This is a genomic window from Anaplasma phagocytophilum str. Webster (assembly GCF_000964685.1).
Taxonomy (GTDB): Bacteria; Pseudomonadota; Alphaproteobacteria; order Rickettsiales; family Anaplasmataceae; genus Anaplasma; species Anaplasma phagocytophilum.
In genome coordinates this window covers 159,034-176,786 of the sequence record NZ_LANS01000001.1, presented here as the reverse complement: position 1 = coordinate 176,786, position 17,753 = coordinate 159,034, and the positions used below count along the sequence as shown (strand labels likewise).

13 protein-coding genes and 1 other RNA gene are annotated in these 17,753 nt (G+C 41.3%); all 14 read left to right on the top strand.

Features of this window, described 5'->3' with window-relative positions; translation table 11 throughout:
- Positions 1-29: 29 nt before the first annotated feature.
- Positions 30-189, top strand: a non-coding RNA gene (gene ssrS, locus APHWEB_RS05875) — 6S RNA.
- A gap of 25 nt (positions 190-214) precedes the next feature.
- Positions 215-673 carry a type II toxin-antitoxin system RatA family toxin gene (locus APHWEB_RS00585; RefSeq protein WP_011450477.1) on the top strand — a complete coding sequence of 153 codons (459 nt, stop codon included), beginning with the start codon at positions 215-217 and terminating at the stop codon, positions 671-673.
- A gap of 744 nt (positions 674-1,417) precedes the next feature.
- Positions 1,418-2,980, top strand: coding sequence for a proton-conducting transporter transmembrane domain-containing protein (locus tag APHWEB_RS00580; RefSeq protein ID WP_020848837.1), 1,563 nt, complete (start codon positions 1,418-1,420; stop codon positions 2,978-2,980).
- Positions 2,973-4,322 (top strand): signal recognition particle protein, encoded by a 1,350-nt coding sequence (gene ffh / locus APHWEB_RS00575; protein ID WP_011450479.1) that lies wholly within the window; start codon positions 2,973-2,975, stop codon positions 4,320-4,322. Before APHWEB_RS00580 ends, ffh begins: the two co-directional genes overlap by 8 nt.
- Before the next feature lie 122 nt (positions 4,323-4,444).
- Positions 4,445-5,314, top strand: coding sequence for a GTPase Era (gene era, locus APHWEB_RS00570; RefSeq protein WP_044104199.1), 870 nt, complete (start codon positions 4,445-4,447; stop codon positions 5,312-5,314).
- 72 nt (positions 5,315-5,386) lie between these two features.
- Positions 5,387-6,223, top strand: coding sequence for a 3'-5' exonuclease (locus tag APHWEB_RS00565; protein ID WP_011450481.1), 837 nt, complete (start codon positions 5,387-5,389; stop codon positions 6,221-6,223).
- Between the two features lie 1,927 nt (positions 6,224-8,150).
- Positions 8,151-8,330, top strand: coding sequence for a hypothetical protein (locus APHWEB_RS06615; protein ID WP_020848839.1), 180 nt, complete (start codon positions 8,151-8,153; stop codon positions 8,328-8,330).
- Positions 8,331-8,755: 425 nt separating this feature from the next.
- Positions 8,756-9,253 carry a retropepsin-like aspartic protease family protein gene (locus APHWEB_RS00555; protein ID WP_011450482.1) on the top strand — a complete coding sequence of 166 codons (498 nt, stop codon included), beginning with the start codon at positions 8,756-8,758 and terminating at the stop codon, positions 9,251-9,253.
- Between the two features lie 310 nt (positions 9,254-9,563).
- On the top strand, positions 9,564-11,273 hold the full coding sequence (locus tag APHWEB_RS00550) for an aminopeptidase P family protein (protein ID WP_020849254.1): 1,710 nt from the start codon (positions 9,564-9,566) through the stop codon (positions 11,271-11,273).
- Between the two features lie 447 nt (positions 11,274-11,720).
- Entirely contained in the window at positions 11,721-12,413 is a 693-nt protein-coding gene (locus tag APHWEB_RS00545) for a uroporphyrinogen-III synthase (RefSeq protein ID WP_011450484.1), read from the top strand.
- Positions 12,414-12,569: 156 nt separating this feature from the next.
- The gene (locus APHWEB_RS00540; RefSeq protein WP_230597191.1) at positions 12,570-13,502 is read left to right on the top strand and encodes a gamma-glutamyl-gamma-aminobutyrate hydrolase family protein; all 933 of its coding nucleotides are present in this window, start codon (positions 12,570-12,572) and stop codon (positions 13,500-13,502) included.
- A 319-nt stretch (positions 13,503-13,821) separates the two neighbouring features.
- On the top strand, positions 13,822-14,013 hold the full coding sequence (locus APHWEB_RS06185) for a hypothetical protein (protein ID WP_162183390.1): 192 nt from the start codon (positions 13,822-13,824) through the stop codon (positions 14,011-14,013).
- Between the two features lie 18 nt (positions 14,014-14,031).
- Complete coding sequence (gene priA / locus APHWEB_RS00535) at positions 14,032-16,008, top strand: replication restart helicase PriA (RefSeq protein WP_011450486.1); 1,977 nt, start codon at positions 14,032-14,034, stop codon at positions 16,006-16,008.
- Positions 16,009-17,207: 1,199 nt separating this feature from the next.
- Positions 17,208-17,519, top strand: coding sequence for a 50S ribosomal protein L28 (gene rpmB / locus APHWEB_RS00530; RefSeq protein ID WP_011450489.1), 312 nt, complete (start codon positions 17,208-17,210; stop codon positions 17,517-17,519).
- The last annotated feature ends 234 nt before the right edge of the window (positions 17,520-17,753 follow it).

Sequence of the window (17,753 nt, the reverse complement as noted above, 5' to 3'; positions counted from 1 at the left end):
AAGTATTGGGTAGTTTGGTATCCTCCTGCGGGGGTCTGCGTTGTTCGTGTAGGTTGAAAGTGCCTCGAGCCCGATTTTGTTCTTATAGGGAGCCGTCACTGGTAACCTCGAGTAGGTTATTACACGGCGCCCACCTTAGCTTTAGTCTCAGGACACTAAGCAAAGCGTTACGGCAAATGCGGATCTCCTAGTTTCCTTTTTTAGCAGTGTGTGTATGGTGCGAGCTAGGCGTGGGTTTAGCAAGAGCGAAGTGCTTAGTTTTCCGGCAAAAGATATATTTTCCATTGTTCTTGATGTTGAGAAGTATCCCGCGTTTCTACCGTGGTGTAAGGAAGTAGTGATTCTTGAAAGGCATGATGCTTCGATGTTTGTGAAGTTGGTGGCGCAATTCATGTCACTTGAAGGTGCGTATACTTCCGAAGTTAGTTTCTCTACTCCGACTTTAGAGAACCCAGGGTGGATAAGAGCTGTTTCTACTGATGGAGTGTTTAATACTTTATGTAGTGAGTGGAATTTCCTGCCTAAAAATGAAAGGGAGACCTTGGTGACGTTTTTTGTGAATTTTTCTTTCAAAAACAGAATGTTGCAATTTGCGTTCGATATGGCATCAAGCATGGCTATTTCTAACATATCTCGTGCGTTTAAAAACAGGGCGTACCAATTGCTAAAATAAGGTATGTGTGTAATTAGCTGTTGCTATAACGCGCTGTGTTATATGTGCATGCTTTGGGACATAGATATTGGAAGATTTCAGCATACATTATGTGCTTGCGCTGGTACAGCCAGCGTCTGAGGTTTGTGCTATAATGTTCTAGGGTCAGTAGCTTTTTTGTCATATGAGCCTGTAAAACAACTATCTGCTGGAATGCTTTCTCAAACAAAAGCAAATATCTCGGCATAAAATATAGCTTCCTTACTACTATAAATACATCGCCTGTGGGCAATAAGTGTTTATATATCTCAGCGTATAGGTGCAGGTTAGATCAGAAGTTTCTATGGGCATGCACTATTACAGCGTTTGCAAAGAATTATGACTTTGATAATGAGTCCATGACGTAATTGCAATAAAGGCTATTATCCCTGGTATCTAAATGGGTAGTTGTAAATTTGTGACGCAGCATTGTGCTATAATTCAGCAAATAGTTACAGTGCTTTTATAGGGGTGATATACCGCAACCTAAGCGCATAGATGAGGGGTTATAGAGGCGTCTATATATGCGTATTATATTGAGAAGTAGTTGATAAGAGCTACAGCGGCGCAAAGTATTGGAATTTGCAGTGATGTGTTTTTTTGGTGCAGAGGACATGCGTTTACTGATTCAAGTAACACGTGATGCATGTGCTATGATTCATGTCTTTGGTTTCGAAATAATGTTTTAACCTGTGGCGTTGGATATTGACTTGTTAGCGTAGGATTGTGCGGGTATATAGAGTACAGGGGCTAGATGTTACATTTTCCATGGGTTCTTTGTATAATTTTACGTTCAGTAATATTTTTCAGGCATTGGGTGGTGAGAACGTGTTTTCATTGGACAAAGTCAGTGCTATTCCGCTGATTATGTCGTTTCTTGCATCTATGTTTTGCATAGTTTGTAGGTGTAGGGTAGGTTTTAAGGAGCTCTTATGTTCTCTGCTATATTGCATTAGCAGTATTGCAGTATTGTTATTTTCAAATCTCACATTGGTAACTATTGGCTTTGAGATTATGGCGCTTACTGCAGTATGTATTGTAGCATTTGGGGCATATAAAGGCAGGGATTTTGCATTTTTACATTATGCATGTTTGCATTTTATTTCTGGCTTTTTGTTGCTTGTGGGTGCAAGTCAGCATGCTCATTTAGGGGTTCTAGAGGGGATACCTAGATGGTTTTTTATGCTTGGTTTGATAATAAATACAGCAGCTTTTCCTGCAGCATCATGGCTTGTGCGCGCATATCCGGTATCGTCAAGTTTTGGGATGCTGGTACTTTCCTTGTTCACAACTAAAGTGGCATTGTATGTTTTGTTAAAGTTCTTTTCTGGCGAGTCCATAATTTTATACTTCGGTATTTTCACTTCTATATATGCTGCGATATTTGCCTTTCTTGAGCAGAATGTTCGTAGGCTGATGGCTTACATGTTTGTAGGGCAGGCAGGATTGCTTATGATGGCTATTGGGTGTCCGGGAATACCATCAGACCTTATAATCGTGCAGTTATCATTTTCAGTATTATACCAGCTTCTTTTGGGGATGTTTGCTGATTCAGTGGTAAAACGTTCTGGGCATGTTGATATTAACAGAATGGCTGGGTGTTTTAAATTGGCATCTATGGAAGCTATGGGTTGTATAGTGGCTCTGTTGAATTTAGGGGGCTTCCCGTGGACTGCTGGTTTTGTGACGAAAGGGCTAATGTTACATATGAACTTGCAGAGTTTTGACTATATGCTCCTAAAGTATATGCAGCCTATGTTGGGATGGTTGTTATTTGCGAGTAATGGAATGAAGCTTTTTTGGTTGGCATGCTTAAAGCCGTGTTCTACAACTCCGGAGTATGCGCCTAGTCCTTTTTCTTCTAAGCTCTCAATTATAATGTTGTCGCTTATTATTACGGTGTCTGGTGTATTGTATGGCGAGGGCTTGCTTTTTTCAGAGCATAAATTTGTATATACATTTGGTGCTGTAGCAACTAAGCTAATATGGCTCGGTGGCGTTGTTCTGTTTTTTATTTTGTTTAGAAGGCAGTTTTTGGGACGGTACGAGTCTGCCATAGGTGATAGCTGGGTCTATCGGCAGTTTTTTATAATGGCGGAAAAGTTTGCACATGCTGCGTCACGCATGAGAGAGGTGTTGGGAGGCCTTTTTGCGGGGGGAGCTTTTAGCATAGAAACTAGTGGTTCTACTGTATTATCAGCCAGGTCGCCATCTGGGGTTGTTAGCTCTACATTGCTTTTGGTTATGTTGAGTATTTGTATTATTGTTTTGGTATGGGCTTATGTTTAACTCTTTAACCAAGGGGTTTTCTTCTGCGCTGCAAAGGTTAAGTGGAAAGCGGGAGATATCCAGCAAGGATTTTGATCTTGTAATAGAAGATATAACTCAGGCATTGTTGGATGCGGATGTTAATCTTGGTGTTGTTGACGAATTTATAGAGAACGTAAAAAGCAAGATCGTAGGGGGCGATGTAGTTAAAGGGGTGCTCCCGGAGCAAATGGTCATAAAGCGTATAGAAGAGTGTTTGATTGAAGTTTTAGGTAATGAGAAGAGCGCTCTTGATCTTAAGGGAAAGATTCCTGCAGTAATCATGATGGTTGGGCTTCAAGGTGTTGGTAAGACTACTAACACAGTAAAAGTTGCACTGAGGTTAAAGAAGGATTCTAAAAACCCGTTGGTAGCGTCTTTAGACGTATATCGTCCTGCAGCTCGAGAACAGCTGAAGGTTTTGGCTGATGGAGTTGGTATAGACAGTCTTCCCATCGTTGAGGAGCAAAAACCACTTGATATTGCGAAGCGTGCTATGAGGGAAGCGAGGCTCAAAGGGCACGATGTGGTGCTTTTGGATACAGCGGGGCGCTTGCATATCAATCAGGACATGATAGATGAGCTGAAGTGTGTAAAGAAGGAGGTATCACCAGCTGAAATTGTATTGGTTGTAGACTCCTTAATGGGGCAAGATGCCGTCACTATGGTGCGCAAGTTCAATGAGGAGTTAGGCATTACTGGGACGATCTTTACCAGGGCGGATGGTGATCCTAGGGGTGGTGCTATCTTGTCTATGAAGTTGGTTGCTGGATGTCCTATAAAGTTCATGTCTACGGGAGAGAAGCCTGAAGATTTGGACGATTTCTATCCTGATAGAATAGCTCGTAGAATGTTAAATATGGGAGATGTCGCATCTCTTGTAGAAAAGGCGGTAGAAGCGGTTGGCAAGGATACAATTAATGAGCTACAGGCGAAGGCCAAGAAGGGTAAATTCGATTTGGATGATCTTGTTATTCAGCTGAAAGCTTTGAATAAAATGGGTGGTATTGCTAATATAATGAAGTTTATACCCGCTTTCGGTAACGATATAAAACGCAAAGTTGCGGGGATAGCTGATGACAGCAAAGTCGACATGTACATTGCGATTATTAACTCAATGACGAAGCAGGAGAGGGCGAATCCTGAGATACTGAATGGTGCGAGGAAGGCAAGGATAGCGAAGGGTGCGGGAGTTAAGGTTGATGCTGTAAATGCGTTGCTAAAGCAGTATAATCAGATGAATTCCATGATAAGTAAGTTTAGTCAGATGAAGATGGATAAGATTGCAGATTCTGACATAATGAATCTTCTGAAGGGGAAGTAGCCCGTTATTTTGGGATGTGACACGTGTGATATGCTTGCTACGTCATAGAGCGGGTGTATGGGAGTTTGCTTTTTGTGTTTTCTAATTTTGGTGAGCGTGTGGAAATCGAGAATACGGGATTGATGAAATGTTCTTTAGTTGCTGTTGTTGGTATGACCAATGCTGGCAAATCAACCTTAATTAACAAGTTAGTTGGGTTTAAGGCCTCTATAGTTACTAATAAAGTGCACACAACCCGAGTGAAAATGAACTCTGTGCTGAATGAAGGTAATGTACAGCTGGTGTTTACTGATACTCCAGGGATTTTTTCTCCTAAGACGAAGCTTGAGAAGTTTATTGTCAAGAACGCGTGGATGTCGATGAAGGGTGCGGACATGGTTATTCTAGTGCTCGATGCGAAGCGACGGATCTGCGTACATGTTGAAAAGATCATTAAAAGGTTGCAACGAGATAACGTTGCTTCTATTGCAGTAATTAACAAGATGGATCTTCTTGATGAGGGTGAATTAGCGACTTTTGCAGAGCGTGTACAGTTATTGCACAAATTTGATAGGGTTTTTACAGTTTCTTCGCTGTACGGAACTGGGGTACGTGATTTGATTGACTATTTGCAAGAATCAGCATGTGATGGGCCGTGGTTATATCCGGAAGAATATCGTACTGATGCAACTTTAGAATTCTTTGCTGCAGAGATAACTAGGGAAAAGTTATACCTAGCGCTCAGGCAAGAGCTGCCTTATTCCTTATCTGTAGTGACGGAGCAGATAGAGGAAAAGGGCGATAGCATTATAATCAAGCAAGTTATTTACGTGATGAAGGAGAGCCAAAAAACCATTGTTGTCGGAGCAGATGCTGCACTGATTAAGAGTGTGAGCACTGCTGCTCGGTACGAGCTAAGCGCTATGCTCAATAAAAAGGTGCACCTTTACCTATTTGTAAAAGTGCGTAAGTTTTGGCAAGATCATCTGGAAGAATGTGTTGGATACTCATGATTCACAGAGGAAGCGATTTGCGTATTTATCTTGCGGGTTAATAACCGCTGTGTAGGAATATGGGTACATATAATGTTGGACTCTTTGCTTGTTTTTGACATAGAAACTATTCCGGATACTGATAGCTGTAATAATCTTATAGGTGAGACAGTTGGTGAGGATGACGATATTTTAGCCAAAAGGGAAGCTATGGCGAACTATCACCTTGATATTACTAATGGGCAGAATTCATTTTTGCGACAGCCATTTCACAAGATAGTAGCTATTAGCTTTTTGCGTGCCGATATCAAGAGAGGTGGCGGCTATGAGTCTTTTACTTTACAGGAAATACGTTCTGGTGGTACGGCTCTTTCTTCGGAACAGGAGTTAGTTAAGGGTTTTTTGAGTTACGTTTCTGCCATCAAACCGCGATTTGTTACGTTCAATGGCAGAACTTTTGATTTTCCGGTGCTTAAATACAGGGCTATGCTCCACGGGGTGCAGGCAGGGTATTTGTACAAAGCTGGGGACAAGTGGAATAATTACTTTCAGAGGTATAGCGTAGATTGGCACTGTGATTTGTTAGATTACCTTTCGGAGTATGGTGCATCTGCCAAAGTTAAGATGCATGAGGTCTGTGCGGTTATGGGCTTTCCTGGGAAGTTCGGTACGGATGGTTCTGCTGTTGCGGAATTGTATGATAATGGCAAGTTATCCATGATTCGTGACTATTGCGAGACTGATGTGATAAATACTTATCTTGTGTATTTAAGGCTTATGCAGCATCAGGAGAAGATCAAAACAGATTGCTACAACAGTTGCATTGTTTCCTTGCTTGAGTATTTAAGTAAGAGTGAGAAGGAGCATTTATTAGCCTTTAAAGCGGCTTGGGAGAAGGTTTCCCAAGGGAAGTTTTTATTGACGCCGTAGGCGGCAGAGTGTGGCGCTTACGGCGCATTGTACGTGGGTTGAATAGCTGAAATTCTGCAATATGGTTAGGGTGTATTCTTATCACATGGACATTAGAAAGAATTTTCTGTGCTAGTGTTCTTGCGGGACTTTTGGGTATCATAGCGAAGGCCCTACAGGAGAGCCATTTGTGCTTGCCTATTCTAGTATGGTTCTAGGGAAATATGAGGCAAGCAATGTACCAAGTGCCATTGTAACACTATCTTAGATGGCTATCTGTTCGTGCGATGATTGTGAGTTGTAAGTGATTTGATGAGGAAATGCTTGCTCACCTACTTTCTATAATACTCTTTTCTGGTTTGCTAGAATGTTAGTGGGGTGAGCGTGGAGCCTGGTTTATACATTTCTCAGCTTTAATGCTTCTAATAGTACTAAAGTTGAACTTCTGGATAGCGTAAGTGAGGGCTTTGAGAAATAGCCATTTGCGATGTGCAGGCCTATTCTAGTATGGTTCTAGGGAAATATGAGGCAAACAATGTACCAAGTGCCATTGTAACACTATCTTAGATGGCTATCTGTTAGCGCAATTATTGTGAGTTGTAAGTGATTTGATGAGAAAATGCTCTATCGGCTTCTTTCTACAATACCCTTTTCTGGTTTGCTAGAATGTTAGTGGGGTGAGCGTGGAGCCTGGTTTATACATTTCTCAGCTTTAATGCTTCTAATAGTACTAAAGTTGAACTTCTGGATAGCGTAAGTGAGGGCTTTGAGAAATAGCCATTTGCGATGTGCAGGCCTATTCTAGTATGGTTCTAGGGAAATATGAGGCAAACAATGTACCAAGTGCCATTGTAACACTATCTTAGATGGCTATCTGTTAGCGCAATTATTGTGAGTTGTAAGTGATTTGATGAGAAAATGCTCTATCGGCTTCTTTCTACAATACCCTTTTCTGGTTTGCTAGAATGTTAGTGGGGTGAGCGTGGAGCCTGGTTTATACATTTCTCAGCTTTAATGCTTCTAATAGTACTAAAGTTGAACTTCTGGATAGCGTAAGTGAGGGCTTTGAGAAATAGCCATTTGCGATGTGCAGGCCTATTCTAGTATGGTTCTAGGGAAATATGAGGCAAACAATGTACCAAGTGCCATTGTAACACTATCTTAGATGGCTATCTGTTAGCGCAATTATTGTGAGTTGTAAGTGATTTGATGAGAAAATGCTCTATCGGCTTCTTTCTACAATACCCTTTTCTGGTTTGCTAGAATGTTAGTGGGGTGAGCGTGGGGCTTCTTTGGTATTAACACTTTATGATTAGCATGGAATCTGTTTGGAAGAGTTGAACTTCAGTATAGTCATCCAAACGACAATCTCATAAAAAATCTACTTCCACCAGCCTGATTCAGGAGAGCTTCAAAAAGCACGTATAAAAATACAAAATTACACGACACGCTCAGCGCCACCAAAACACACCCTCGGCAGGCAACCACTCATGTTAGGGGATAGAATAGACGCGCTATCGTGTCCCTTGTAGCTATTACCTCGGCATCAGGTAGCCAAAAGCTGCAATAGCGGAAAAGTACTGGTCACTACTACTATGGGGAATCCTACGGGGTGTCTTGCGTCCTATAGTAAAAGAAAATGCCTTATTATTGCCGCAACTATATCTACTACGCGGGGAATAGCAACTCTTGCAGCCAAAGCATCATAAAAGATAAATACACAAAAAGGTAGATTCTATTCTCCTTGCTGAAATAGTTCATATTCGGTCCCAAAGGGTACCATGACACTTTTTCGCTTTACGGAAGGAAGTCATTCTTAAATACAGCAAGAACAAAGCGAATGACAAATGTACTGCCCGAGTCTTCAAACCTGTGAGCACTATTCAACCGATGCTGTATGTTCTGCTAACCGGAATGGTAGCGGTGATGCTATAAATAGCTGCAGCATATGACTCTGCGTATCCTACTACTCTCCCGCGTATTGTATGATAGCGTTACAGTTTTTCACTATGAGGGAGTGGAGATTATCAGGGCTGAGTCCACGAGAGCAAAGGAGTGTTTTGCAATTTTAATGCACTTTAAGGACGGGAAAAAGTTTCATGATTTGCTACGCTACATGATTGTATGAAGTACTTCTGATAAGTGCACATTCATATTGTGCCATATCCCTGGGATTCAGAATGGTTGCCTCTGTTTTTTGTTGTCGTGTGCTTATGATAATCTGAAATTAATACAGTATTGATACGCTATACGCGCTCAGTCATTACTTATAGTTGCACATAAACTCGCGCAGCTCAGTTTATCGGTGTCTTTTGAAGTTGTGGTGTGTTTTAGCACTGGTAAGTGCAGGTTTGTGTGCTTTGTGCATGACATGTGCTGAATTTTGCGTCAAGCTGTATCTATAGACGTATCATAATGAGTCATTTTTGTAGTATGTGCTTAGTAATATAACGGCGCTACTACGGCGTTTTATTCTAGAATAGATTCTCATTTAGGTTTGCACTGTTCAGTTATTGGGTGGTATTGTGAAAGCACCTTAGGAGGTATTTTTGGATGAAGTCTGCTAAGTATGTAGTTTTTTGGCTAGGATTAACCATAGGGCTTGCCTTTGTGTTTGATCTGAAGAATAAAATGCATCAACACATGGGTGCAACGGCCGTTAGTGTAGCATCTCAGGCTTATGGTGTAGGGGCTTCTGTGCGTAAGTCCAGCGACGGACATTTTTATGTATTTGCATCTATTAACGGAGAAAATATAAAATTTCTTGTTGATACCGGAGCAACTGATGTTGTGCTTTCACACAAAGATGCACAGAGGATAGGCGCACACATGCGTCCCTCAAAGACGTCAAAAACTTATCATACTGCAAATGGTGCCATACAAGCCCAATACTTTTTAATACCTGAGATGAAAGTTGGCGCCTTGATAGCCAGAAACGTTGGTGCAAGTATTAGCACTTCTCAGCTAGAGACATCTTTGTTGGGAATGAGCTTTTTGAAGAATTTCCGCTTTGTGATGAAAAAAGATGAGCTTGTTCTATACCAAGATTAAAACGTCTTGGGTATTTTCTAATACCGTGCACACAACACGCTTCTATCCCCCGTTTTTCGAGAAGAATTACCGATTTGTTACATGATTGATACGAAAGGTCTAGGTATTTTGCAAGAACCCGATAATGTCCTTATATTACGTTGATCTCGGTAAGTTAGGGTTCTACTGAGTATTTGGGCCGTGCAGGATTGTTATGTACTCTAGGGTGTGAGTTGTAAATCGCCATAGTAGCTGTCTTCTATAATTTTCCAGGCTTGGATTTCCGAATGCTGCTGTAAAAACCCTGCATTCTGTTATGAGGAACTGGTATATGAATTTGAAGCTTAGAGATTTGAGGCTTGCGATGCGTGAGCAAGGTGTGGAAGTACTGTTGCTGAATCACGCGGATGAATATCAGTCAGGGTATGTGAATGAGAATAGGCAGAGAGTCGCGTGGTTGTGTGGATTTACGGGATCAAACGCGTTTCTTATAATACGTAGTGAGGGGAAATGTATCTTTTTTACCGATAGCAGATATTCCATTCAAGCTTCCCTAGAGGTTGATCAAAGTTGCTATGATATTTACGATATGAGCGACGTTACTCCTGCGATATGGTTGAAAGAGAATTTGCCATTAGGAACTATAATAGGCTACTATGGCGAATTATTTACCCTGCGCCAAATACAAAGATTTAAGCGCTTTTGTCTGAAAATGCTCTCGTGTCAAATGCTGGATAAGCTCTGGGATAGACCTATGGAGATTCGGCAGCGTGTTGTGACACATCCAGTGAGATTTGCAGGGCTTGAAAGTTGTGATAAGCGTGCAATTCTAGCATCTAAGATGCAGAGTTGTGAATCAATGCTCATAACGGATGTAGATTCTATATCATGGTTGCTGAATATACGTAACTTAGACTTTGCCTATAATCCGGCTGTTTTATCTCGTGCTATCTTGTATAAGGATGGAAGGGTAGACCTCTTTATCGAAGGTGCAGACCGAGTAGCCATAGATGGAAAAGGTATTAATGTACTTGAGATAGATGAGCTACCTAATGTCCTGAAGGGCTTAAGCAACATAGCGGTAGATGCTTCAACTATTCCCATATACATATTCGATATGATAAAAGATCGGGTGTCTGTAATTGAAGATCAGGACGCCTGTACTATATTCAAGGCAAAAAAGAATGCTATCGAAATTGATGGTATGAAGGAAGCCCATGTTAGGGATGGGGTTGCAGTAGTCAATTTTTTGTATTGGCTTGATTGTAGTATCGCGAATAACCTGAGGGTGACCGAGCTTGATGCTGTATCGAAAATTAGGGAGTTTCGGCAGCAGCAGGATATGTTTATGGGAGAGAGTTTTGAGACTATTTCCGGATTCGGAGGCAATGGAGCAATTGTCCATTATAGGGTGGATGAGAAGAGCAATAAGGTACTTGAAAAAGATGGCATATACCTCATAGATTCTGGTGGTCAGTATAGCGATGGTACAACAGACATCACGCGTACAGTTGCGATAGGTGCTCCTTCAGTAGAACAGGTAGCGCGTTTTACTATGGTTCTCAAAGGTTTTATAGCTGTTGCAAATGCAGCATTTCCCATAGGTACGACTGGTGCTGCATTGGACGTTTTAGCACGCCAATATCTGTGGCAAAAACAACTCAACTATGGGCATTCTACTGGTCATGGGGTTGGGAGCTTTCTTTCGGTACATGAGGGACCTCAAGCTATTTCTCCTATTAATAGTGTGCCGTTGGAGCCGGGTATGGTTTTGTCTAATGAGCCAGGATATTATGAGCAAGATGCTTATGGTATCAGAATAGAAAATCTTATGTACGTTGTGGATTGTGGTAGGGGATTTTACAGATTCAGACAGCTGACGTGTGTTCCTATATGTTTGGATATGATAGATCGTAGCATGCTTAGTCGTGAGGAGATTGAATATCTGAATGAATATCATAGCTTTGTGTTTGAGGTTATTGCACCACGCGTGAGTGAAGAAGTAAAACAGTGGCTTCAAGTAGCGTGCAGAAGAATATAGGGTTTGATAGACGGTTTTAGGGTAATGATGCAATATGGGGTAAGTGCTCAGCATTTTGCACAATGAAAGCGGTGTCTGAATGTGTTGTGTAGACAGCTTAGTGTATTGCAGTGTTGACTAAAAAGGTAGTTAGTAACTTCATATCAAACAAAGCTTGTGAGTGGTAATCCGAACGGTACATGAAGTAGAGGAAGGTTGCTAGTTGATCTAGACTCAGTGGGAGAAATTATTCAAGTTATGCTTTACGTAGTGTACTCATTTGTAGAAAACAGCAATGAGCGCTGTGTCAAGTTATGGTACATAACGAACAGTTCTTCCCGGAGCTGTTTTTCTTACTATCGTGGCAGGGAATAAGAGATCATAGGATACTTAGTCGTTATGTAGTACTTGATTAAATAGAGTGCTTTATTCTATGAGCAATTGTTACAGAGTAATTTCCGGTATTTTATGCTGCTGCTGACGCGTGCTATGTGTGACTCTGTGAAGTCGAGAGACGCTCTAATTGCGCTGGGGTTTGACGTTTTCATCGAGCCCATGTTTGAGGTACGTTATCTTGCCGCAGAAATAACGGGGCTAGAAGGCTACGAAGTTGTTTTAGCTACTAGCAGACATGGCATTATTGGAATGGCACAAGCTACTGATAATAGAAGCATTCCCATTGTCACTGTGGGTGATAGCTCTATGAAGCATGCACTTAGTTTAGGATTCCAAAATGTTAAAACGGTGAGCGGTACAGCAGAGGATCTCCTGCATTATCTGAGAACGAAATCATATAGTTCTAAAGTGCTATATATCCGGGGTACAAATATTTCGCATGACTTAAGTAAGATGGCCAGAAACTTTGGGATTACCGTCGAAGAGTTGATACTATACGAGACGATAAGGAGCACTGAACTGAGCCCTGAGTGTTGTTATTTGCTGAGTAAGAGGAAAATTTCAGGAGTACTGTTTTATTCTATGGAAACCGCGAAAATTTTTATGAACTTAGTGGAAAAGAAGTACAAAGAGTGTCTCGCTACTGTGGCTGCATACACCATTAGTAGCAGGGTATGTGATGCTCTGAATACGTGCAAGTGGAAAGGCGTGCTTGTGTCAGAATCTCCCACGGAAGAATCATTATTTAGATTACTATTGAAATAAAAAATTACATTATTCCTACGTTTAAATTATGATTATCAATTAATAAAGATATATCTTTGTTAAAATATTTAAAAACATTATGATTTAGCAAAAATTAGGGGATTGATGCTACAAACCCTGTGCAGGATAGCTATTAAGATGAGACGCGTTACGGGTATGATGGATTTTATAAACAACTCTGCTTCTAGGAACGCAGTAGGTTTTTATGTTCTATTTACGGTATTGCTTATTTTTTCTCTATCTGCACAGGCTGCTGCGGGAAAGGCCATTGTAGGGCTATTATCTACTCAGTACTCCACCTATGCCGGAGAAGATAGGACCGCCAAGGACATTGAGGGCTTATTACTAAAGCTTGGTGCTGGGAAAGTAGTTCTCATAGATTATAATGTGATAATGAAAGAACTTGGTGCTGGTTCTGACGCCATTAGTATTGCGAGGAGAGTGGATAAGTTTCTCTTAGATAATAAGATAGACAGGGTGTTTATTCCTGGTAACTACTACAACATAAGTAGTCCTCCTTTTCCGCCGGTTCCGTACAGGCAGTTAGTTACTGATGCCATAGTTAGTGTTATGCAAGATAGACATAATATTAAGCTATTAGCTATTTGCGGTGGATTGCAGGGGGTATTGCATTCTCAGAAAGTGAAGATAAAGCGCATAGATAGCATGCTCCGCTCCAGTGAAATGGTGGCAGCACATAATGTGTCTGAAAAACATCCAAGGGAGTATGGTAAGTCACTGCTTAAAGTTAATGTGGTGCCTGGAAGTAAGCTAGCAAAGATTATTACATCTGTTAGAGGCTCAGAAGAAGAGGATTCCTTTAGGTTTTATGTTCCCGATATGCACAGTGAGGGTATAGACATCAGTGAGCATAATGTAAAGAGATTGCTAGATCTTGGATACAAGGTTACTGCATATGCTGATGATGGGATTATAGAGGCTGTAGAGGATAGTAGAGGTAACATGTTGTTACAGATGCATCCAGAATTTCTCTTGATAGGTATGGAGAAAAAAGTAGGGCAGCATGCTGAAGTTGATGTGTCCATCAAGGTAGCACTGGGTATCATGGATGATTTTCTCTCGAATTGAGGTGAAGCAATATAGCTGAAATGTTTGTGGTGATTTTGCCGTAGGTATCTAACGGTGCGTGAGCTTTTTCAGTCTTCGGATGCTGCGTTACGAGGAGAGGCTTGTGGCTTTTTCTTAGTGATCTACAGTAGCATCAGCTCTATCATAGGGTATTGTATGATAGGTATAGAACAATACCGACAAAGTCCGTGGGGCCGTTATGGTATATCACCCGGGATTGTGCATGATTTTTTCTAGAATTGAGGTAGAAGAGACCGCATAGCATCACGTGTGTTGTGGCATTGGCGCAGTGAAGTTGTTCCCGATTAAGTAGCTTTTTTTGCGGGAGGGCATGTGGTTGAGTCCGCGGGTATTTCCAATTACCGTCATAGTAAAGGAAAATTTAACCTCATTGCATAACACAGGGTACTTGGTAGGTTACAGTGTGCGCCTATGTGTTATAGTAAGCGCTGGTGTTTTTGCGGTAAGTTTTCTTAGGGAGTTCCGGGGGTATGGCCAGCGAAGTTTGTAGAGAGGTAGGTAGAGCATTATGATTGCTGAGGTGCTACTTCCTATACCATTGGATAGGCCATTTTACTATTTGGTCCCAGACGAAATTCAAATTTCAGTAGGTGATTATGTGCGTGTACCCTTTGGCAATAGGGTTGCGTTAGGGTTGGTTACGGATCTTAAAAATAGCATCGAATCTGATTTAGAGTTGAAGTACATCAAAGATAAACTTATTTTGCCCTCCATGGCTCCGTCGTTTATCAAATTTATTCAGTGGGTTAGCAATTACAACATTGTACCCATAGGTATGGTATTGAAGATGGTATTTGCAGGTATGCCTAGGGGTAAATTTATGCCGCTAGGTGGTGATTTAGCGCAGAGTACGAGCGTTAATGATGTGAATATAGAAGCGGGAAAATTGCCGCAGCCATCTGAAGACCAAAGTTATGCGTGTAACTATATAGTAGAGCGTTCTACAGGGTTTTCAGTCACTGTATTGGATGGGAAGACAGGTGCTGGGAAAACAGAAGTTTATTGTACTGCTGCGGAGAAGCTCTTACAGGAATGTGCAGATGCTCAGGTACTGGTACTCCTTCCTGAAATTGTTTTAGCAACGCAGCTCATGAAGCGGATTTACAGCTATTTTTCCACTTGTAATCCAGTGGAGTGGCATTCTGAATTGACGGTAAAAAGGCGTAGGGAGAATTGGCTTGCAGTGACGCGTGGTACTACTTCTATAGTTGTGGGGGCGAGATCTGCGTTATTTTTGCCCTTTAAAAATCTGAAGATGATTATTGTCGATGAAGAGCACGAGAGCTCATACAAACAGGATAGCGGCATGATATACAATGCGCGAGACATGGCCATTGTATTGGGAAAGCACGTTGATATTCCAGTAGTGTTGTGTACAGCGACTCCATCACTGGAAACCATGAATAACATACAGCAAAAGAAGTACAATCATGTAGTATTGAAGAGAAGGTTCGGAGAAGCGGTGATGCCAGATATAATAGTGGCGGATATGCGCAAAGACGAACTAAAAAAGGCATGGATGTCTACATGCTTATACGAAAAGATATGTGAAACACTTGCAAAACAGCAGCAAGTAATGTTGTTCTTGAACCGACGGGGATATGCAAGGCTTGTACTATGCAAACAATGCGGACACAAAGTAAACTGTCCAAACTGTTGTACGTGGCTTACGGAGCACAGAGTTTTAAGGGCAATGCTATGCCACTACTGTGCGTATAGTTGCGAGATACCAAGAGAGTGTCCATCGTGTCAAGAGTATAACACCATGAGTCCATATGGCGTGGGTATAGAAAGGATACTAGAGGGTATACAAGAACTCATTCCTACGGCGCGCTCTGTGGTCCTAAGCAGTGATATAAGTGCCAAACAGGCGAATAGTATCGTTGAGCAAGTACTGCAAGGAGAAGTCGATATTATTATTGGTACGCAGATTATAGCAAAGGGGCATAACTTTCCTAAATTGACGTTGGTAGGTGTTATAGATGCGGACTTAGGGTTGGGAAACAGTGATCTCAGGGCAACAGAAAAGACGTATCAGCTGTTGCATCAGGTTTCGGGCCGTTCTGGGAGATATAAAGAAAAGGGGCAGGTTGTACTACAGACGTATGATCCAGAGAGTGCGGTTATAAAATCGTTGCTGTCCAGTAATCGAGATGATTTTTATAGTGTAGAGCTAAAAACAAGAAAAGTAGCTGAAATGCCTCCGTACATGAGGTTAGTATCAATAATAATCTCAGGGAGAGAAGAAATAGGTGTGATTGCTGTGGCTAATGAGATTGTCGCGAGCATGGCTGGTAAAATAACAGTTTGGGGACCGGCTCCAGCGCCTCTTAGCTTATTAAACAACATGCACAGGTATAGGGTGCTTTTGAAAGTTACCAGTATTTCAGCGATTAAGAGCTTACTGTCAGAGTGCAGAGAGAAATACAAAAAGTTGCGTAATGTACGTGTCGTTATCGATGTGGACCCCATGAACTTTATTTAGATAGGTTTGCTGTGGGATATTTTTTAGAAGATTTGTATAGTGTAGGAGTGGGATATAGCATGCGGTGTAGCTCCCGCTTTTAGAATTAGTGAGTTTATATCAATGGAAAAAATAAAAAATAGATATTGCTGCTTGAAGGTGCGAAGCTTTGGGGGTGAGGTAATTCTGGTTTTAAATAATGTATTTGCGATACATATAGCTGCTTCACGCAAATGTACAAATCAGCGCATTGCAAAAATCATATCTTGCGTGTTGTAACGGAATGCTATGTCTACAAAAAGATACCAGGTTCTGTGTGATGCATATCACAAGATATCAAGGGCAACAGAAGGAGAAACGTTTTTGTAATCCGTGTAGCAATCTGAACAATAAACGATATGACATAGTTCTTGGTTTTTAAGAAAAGCAATGCGTCTGGCATCTTCATTGATGCAAGCTCTTGCTACGTTAAGAGCAGGGATTACATTGTTTTATTGCGGAAAATCATCTCAGTGCCTTAGTTGGGCCATCAGCTTATAATATATTTCATACCTTTTTGTATTTTGTCTGGTTGGTAATGCTGAATTACGCCCTTCTAGTAGGATGATAATTATCATTGTGAAGCCGTATTTATTTATCACTGTTAACAGTCAGTATTGTGGGTTTGTGAGAACTTGCTTATCGCACAGTGGCTTTCCATAATTTTGTAGTATCTTAAATTACATGAGATGGTATACGGTTCGGCTAGCGGTGAACACTCCATATCACACGTTAGATTTTTGTGGATGACAACGCTTTAAATATGCTTTGTAGCATGGAATTAAATATACAGTACATGCAAGCTTCCAACCGCTATAGCCTGGAGTTCCGGTTGCATATGGTTGCCCTGGTATACGCAGGGACATGTAATGAAAATTTGTGTATGTAAGGCGACCATAGGGGGACGATGTTTTTTGAGCTAATAACAGCAGTTTTGCAAAGTATTACCTTTGTGCTGAGGACATATCTGTACTGAGATATAAAACATGAGCCGTGTGATACACATAAATATGAGCTATTTTTGTGGTTACAGTAGCCTAAAAGGTGAAAGACTTACGGCGTAGTTGTATACCCTGTTGTAAGAGGGGGTTTTTATGAGTGAGTTTCTGATTAGGCTTAGGTTGACTACTTATGGCATCTTGCTAGAATAGAAAGTTAGTTTGCTTTACATGGAGGTTTTGGTGAGCAGAGTTTGTGATATTACAGGGGCGTCTAAGTCTTTTGGTAATAAGGTCTCCCACTCTAATCGCAAGACTAAGAGGAGTTATCTGGTAAATCTGCATAATGTCACTTTGGTTAGCGAAGTTCTTGGCAGAAAGTTTAGGGTGAAGGTTGCTAGTCGTACTCTGCGTACTATAGACTATAAAGGTGGGTTGGATCTCTATCTGTTGAATACTTCTTCAAGAAAGCTTACAGAAGTGGCTCGTAAGATAAAGAGAAAGATTAAAGTTGCTATTGCTACAGGAAAGTCTAAGCAGTCCGATAATATATAATTGCTTAGACGTATTTCGTTATCTGTATCACAAGTCTATTTGCTGTGCGGGTTGTAGCGCAGCAAGTAGGGTTTTGTAGTTTCCACTCTCTATGCGCTGTAGTGGCGTAATGTTTAATTGACCATTTATAAGTAACAGCATGTGTTGCGCTATGGTTTGCTCCATGGCGGTGCCTTGCTCGCGTGACTTTGGAATCCTTTACTGCGGAATAGCAAGATATATATGCTGTTGAAG